Source organism: Starkeya nomas (assembly GCF_902703545.1).
Lineage (GTDB): Bacteria > Pseudomonadota > Alphaproteobacteria > Rhizobiales > Xanthobacteraceae > Ancylobacter > Ancylobacter moscoviensis.
Window position 1 is genome coordinate 1 of sequence record NZ_CACSAS010000051.1, and the last position, 4,754, is coordinate 4,754.

Consider the following 4,754-nt stretch of genomic DNA (forward strand, 5'->3'; position numbering starts at 1 on the left):
CGACGTCGTGCGCCTCCTCGGTGGCGGCGGTGATGATCGGCACGAGTTCGGTGAGCGCGCGCTTGCGGGTCGAGAGCACCGAGAAATAGTGCGGCTCGCGCTCCTCCATCTCCTCCGCGACGATCAGAAAATCGCGCATCTCTCCCTCGGCGGCGGCGCGCAGGATCGAGGCGAGGCGCGCGGGCGTGAGGCCGGACGCGATCGGCTCGTGCCAGGGCGAGCGGATGCCGCCGACCTGCGGCTCGGCCTGCGGCTGGGTCAGCGTCTGCGAACGGACGGGGCGGCCGTCAGGGCCGAGGAGCTGGCTCACCACAAGCCTCCTGTTCTACGGCGACCGAACAGCAGGTCGCCGGCCGGCGCCGGCGCCCAGCCCGGCCGGCGATCGTCCTTCAGGTCGGAAATCGGCGTGTAGCCGTACTCGGCCGGGGTGCCCGCCGCATGGACAGCGAGGAACAGCGCCCATGTGCGGTCGGCGTGATCGTCATCGCGTTCAGCGACGAAGCGCGGGGCACCGGTGGCGGACGCTACCTTGCGCAGCTTGTGCAGGTCCGACCGCAAGGGCTGGTCGCCCTCGCGGATGCGGATGGTGCGGTCCTCGAAGCGCTCCTTGCCGGCGGTCGCCAGCACCAGCTTGTTCGGGCCGGTGAACAGCACGCCTTCCACGCGGGAGCCGTAGCGGCGCTGCGCGTCCTCGACGGGCTTCTCACCCATGCCGGTCTGATCCATGCAGATCCGGCCGATGCGGTAGCGCCGGACGATCTCGTCCAGGGCCTCGTCCTGCGCCGCGAAGGTGGCACGCTTCAGCTCGATCCGCTCGCGATCCCATAACACGTCGCCGACCTGTTCGAGCACCTGAATGACGAAGAGGTCATTGCGGCGGCCGATGTCGACGCCGACGAAGCACACGCCGCCCTGATAGCTGTCCGGGTCGCCGGCGTACTCGTCCTCGCAGGAATTGATCAGGTCGTAGGACAACCAGGCGCTCGCCTCGTCGAGCCATTTCAGCTCATATTCCTGCTGCCAGAGGTCCTCGTCCGCGAGACCGCGCCGCAGCTCGTCTATGTCGCGGTCGAGCCCGTCCGCCACCGCCTGGTAGATGTCGACGACATGCCGCGACCACACAGGATCGTCCGAGGTCATCAGCTCGTAGAACTTGTTGCCCTTCCCTTTGGGCGTCGAGGTCACGCGCAGCTTCAGGCCGCGCTTCGAGACCACCGGGAACAGAGCGCCCCAGATTTCCTTCGAGTCCTTGTGGATCGCGAACTCGTCGAGAAACACGTTGGCCGAGAAGCCGCGCGCCGTGTCCGGGTTCGCCGGCAGGGCGGTGATACGAGAGCCGTGCGGCAGCGTCACTTCGAGCGCCTTGTGGCTCCCGCTGTCGCCCTGCCAGTCGAATTCGTGCGCCTCGAAGCCGAGCTGGTAGGCCGCGCAGTGGCGCTTGATGCCTTCCTCCATCGCCTCGCGCGCCTGACGCTCGCCACGAGACAGGATTACCCAGCGCTCGCGGCGCTGGCGCACCACGGCTTCAAAGCAATTGTCAGCCACTTCCAGCGTCGTCGTGAAGGTCTTGCCGGACTGGCGGGAGAACATCGCCGCCTTGAACCGCGCGGGGTCGCGAAGCCAGCGTCGCTGATAGCGGTACAGCGGGACGATGGGCTCGGCGCCGAAAGGGCTGCTCATTCGTCGTACATCCCGTAAATGCCCTGACGGATCTGTTCCAACAGCGCGACGGGATCGACGGGACCACCGGCGGCGGTGGCCTTGCCGACCGCCGTCTCGGCCGCTTTCACGGCCTCGGCGGCGAGGTGCTTTTTCAGGTTGATGATGCGGTCCTGGTCGCCCTTCGCGGCCGTGGCCAGATTGCGCATGGTCTCGGACAGCAGCTTGGCGCTCTTCGGGTCGAGCCCGCCTTCGCCGTCCGCCGTTGCCATCAGCTCCATGACGCTGGCGTGGAGCGAGCTGATGTTGAAGCGCGCGACACGATCGTCGGTCCCGGCCTCCTCCAGCTTCGACATGATGGATTCGGCGGCGGCGCGACTGCGGTGCAGCCGTTCGCGCATCGCGTCGAACTTCTTCAGGTGCTCGCCCAGCCCGGAACGCCCGATATCCGCGTCCAGCTCCTTCAGCTTGCCGAGGATCTCGTCAATGGTGTGCCCGCCCTCGCGAAGGCGACCGATCAAGTCGCGCAGCTCGGCCGGCAGGCGGTCGACCTTCGAGAGGCGGGCCATCACGCGACATCCGGGTATTCGATGCCGTCCACCGGCTCGATCCGCCGCTGCAGGAACGCGACACCGCGCTTGGTGATGACAAGGGTGCGGACCTTGCCCTGGTAGGAATCCTCCTCGATGAGCAATTCCGCCTTCAGCACGGCGATATCGCCGGCGAGCGCCTCCTCCGTCTGGAACCGACCACGAAAGCCGAGCTGATGGAGCGCGACGCGCAACAGGCTTTCGTTCGCGCTGCCCTCATTCTCATAGAGGACGCGCAACGTGGCGAGGCGGCGAGACTTCGCGGTGTCGTCCGCATAGGTTTCGGGAAGGTTGCTCATGGCGCACTCTTGAACAGGTGGTCCTCGACGCGGGTCAGCGCGCGGCTCACGCTCGCCAGCTCGCGGGTGGTGCTTTCTCCGAGGGCGACGGCGTGGCTGAGCTGATCCTTCAGCCCCTCAATGTCCTTGCGGCTGGGCAGGTGTTTGATCTCCTGCGCCGTTTCACGGGTGCGCAGGTCGATCTCCCGCAGCTCGACGCCCATCTTCTCGGCCTGGGCCGCCCGTGCCGCCGACTCCTTCGCGATGGCGGCGTCGAGGTCCTTGCGCGAGGCGAGGCCGGTTCTCACGGCCCAGCCGAGCACGGTGACGATGGCGGGAAACGCGATCGCGACTACCGGCCACCATTCCTTCAACCAATCCGGCATCAACGCCCCCTCAACCTGTCCCACCGTTCGCGGCCCGACTGGCAGCTGATGCAGCGCAGCGCGTTCGGCACCGCCTTCAGCCGCGCGGCGCCGATCGGGTCGCCGCAGACCACACAGTTTTCGCGCCCGCTGCCGCGCATCCGTTCGCGATGCGCCGCGAGCGCGGCGTCGCGCTCCAGCTCCTCCAGCGCCTGCGCCTGGTCGAGGATGTCCATCACCGCAGCCCCGGCAGGATGGCGTCGATCCACGCGAGCAGGCGCTCGCCACAGCGTGTCTTGGCCGCACTGCGCTTGCGCTCGTCCTTCCAGAGACGCTCGACATCGCCGACCGTCAGGTCCCGGTCGGGCACCTCGGTCAGGCCGCCGAAGCACACCCGCAGGTCGGCGGGCACCTCCGGCGGCGGCGGGGGCTTCGGCGGCGGCGACGGCGGGCGGCTAGCGCACGCCGCGGATGCGATCGGCAGCATCACGGTCAAGGCAAGCGCTACCATTCGACGGGGTCGCATCGATCTTTCCCTGATTGCTCCGGTCCTCGGCGGCGCCGGCGGCGAACCGCGCGGCGTCGTCGCGGCGGGCGGCCTCGACGGTCTCGATGCGCCGGCGAAGGGCACCGTTGTCGGATTGAGCGTCTTCGAGCTGGCGACGAAGGGACGCCGCCTCGCAGGCGGCATTGGCGTCCGCCGCGCCGGTCAGATACGCGGCAGCGGCGAAAGCCAGCATCGCGCCGGTGCCGGCCAGCCGCGCGTAAGCGACCGGCAGCACCGACCAGACGGCGAGCGCCAGCGCGGCGAGCGCCAGCCCGCTGGCGCCGATGTCGAAAGCCCAGCTCGGGAGCGCGGCGACGTTCACGGGCTGATTTCCCCGCGTTCGTAAGCGGTCACCTCGGCGCGGCGGATCGCGCGCAGGTACCAGATCAGCAGCCCGCCGGCGGCGATCAGCGCCAGAGGCCACCACGGCTGGACGAGCGGCCACCAGTCGGCGACCACCGCGCCGACCCGCCTGCCGATGTCGGACGCACCCTCGATCTTCTCCAGCACCCCCGATTCCGACAGGCTGCCGAGGATGCCGCTGCCCAGAAGGCTCGCCTTGACCACGCGGCCGGCCGCGACGGACGTGCGCACGGCGGGGCGGTCTGCGACGGCCGCCTCGGCACTGATCAGGCGGGCCGGTGAGACGGCGCGGGGCTTGGCGGCGCGCAGCGCCTTGAGGGTCGCATCGTCGATGATGCCGGTGGTCGACACGTGGTTGTCGGCCTGGAAGGCGAGGAGCGCACCGCGCGTCGCCTTGCCGTAGATCCCGTCGATCTCGCCGACCTGATGGTAACCCAGCTCCTTCAGCCGGCGCTGGACGTCCTTGATGTCGCCCTCCGCGACCCGATCGATGCCGGCGAAAACGCCGAAGATCGAGTTGCGAAGCCGGCTGAGAGGGAAACGCGGATTGGTGTCGACCTTTCGGCCCGGCGCGATCTCCCAGTGCGGCGCGATGAAGCCGATGGTGGGATAGGCGTCCCGCAGGGCGCGGCAGAGATCGGTGACGGTGGCGATCTGCTCGGGCGTGTAGCCCAGCCAGTAGGCGTCGCCGTGCTCCTTGGTGACGACGCGCTCGACATCGGCGCCGGCGGCGACCTCCTCGTCGGGGTCGCGGTCGTTGCTCCAGCCGCCGGAGGCGACCTTGTGCAGCGGGCCGGGGTTGGCGATCTCGATGCCGACCGCGAACGAATTGACGTTCGACCGGCCGCGCCAGCTGGACTTGCCGGCGTGCCACGTCTGAACGTTGCACGGCGCGAGCTGCGTTACGCTGCCGTCCCGCGCCACGACGAAATGGGCGGACACCTTGGAAGCA

Annotated in this window: 8 protein-coding genes and 1 pseudogene; all 9 read right to left on the reverse strand. The window is 69.0% G+C overall.

The features are described from left to right. A pseudogene (locus STARVERO_RS23240) lies at positions 1 to 310 on the reverse strand (phage portal protein family protein); the annotation flags it as partial. Next, positions 307 to 1,680 (reverse strand): terminase large subunit domain-containing protein, encoded by a 1,374-nt coding sequence (locus tag STARVERO_RS23245; RefSeq protein WP_159602648.1) that lies wholly within the window; start codon positions 1,678 to 1,680, stop codon positions 307 to 309. The gene STARVERO_RS23245 and the pseudogene STARVERO_RS23240, both read right to left, overlap by 4 nt. Next, positions 1,677 to 2,228, reverse strand: a complete 552-nt coding sequence (locus tag STARVERO_RS23250; protein ID WP_244617017.1) for a phage protein Gp27 family protein — start codon at positions 2,226 to 2,228, stop codon at positions 1,677 to 1,679. Before STARVERO_RS23250 ends, STARVERO_RS23245 begins: the two co-directional genes overlap by 4 nt. Beyond that, the gene (locus tag STARVERO_RS23255) at positions 2,228 to 2,548 is read right to left on the reverse strand and encodes a hypothetical protein (RefSeq protein WP_159602654.1); all 321 of its coding nucleotides are present in this window, start codon (positions 2,546 to 2,548) and stop codon (positions 2,228 to 2,230) included. The genes STARVERO_RS23250 and STARVERO_RS23255 overlap by 1 nt, the downstream gene beginning before the upstream one ends. Continuing rightward, entirely contained in the window at positions 2,545 to 2,913 is a 369-nt protein-coding gene (locus STARVERO_RS23260; protein ID WP_159602657.1) for a hypothetical protein, read from the reverse strand. The genes STARVERO_RS23255 and STARVERO_RS23260 overlap by 4 nt, the downstream gene beginning before the upstream one ends. After that, positions 2,913 to 3,128 (reverse strand): TraR/DksA C4-type zinc finger protein, encoded by a 216-nt coding sequence (locus STARVERO_RS23265; protein ID WP_244617015.1) that lies wholly within the window; start codon positions 3,126 to 3,128, stop codon positions 2,913 to 2,915. The genes STARVERO_RS23260 and STARVERO_RS23265 overlap by 1 nt, the downstream gene beginning before the upstream one ends. Then, positions 3,128 to 3,388, reverse strand: coding sequence for a hypothetical protein (locus STARVERO_RS23270; RefSeq protein ID WP_159602663.1), 261 nt, complete (start codon positions 3,386 to 3,388; stop codon positions 3,128 to 3,130). The genes STARVERO_RS23265 and STARVERO_RS23270 overlap by 1 nt, the downstream gene beginning before the upstream one ends. Beyond that, complete coding sequence (locus STARVERO_RS23275) at positions 3,348 to 3,761, reverse strand: hypothetical protein (RefSeq protein WP_159602666.1); 414 nt, start codon at positions 3,759 to 3,761, stop codon at positions 3,348 to 3,350. Before STARVERO_RS23275 ends, STARVERO_RS23270 begins: the two co-directional genes overlap by 41 nt. Next, the coding region (locus STARVERO_RS23280; protein WP_200837963.1) for a peptidoglycan recognition protein family protein at positions 3,758 to 4,754 on the reverse strand (997 nt) is incomplete at its 5' end. The genes STARVERO_RS23280 and STARVERO_RS23275, both read right to left, overlap by 4 nt.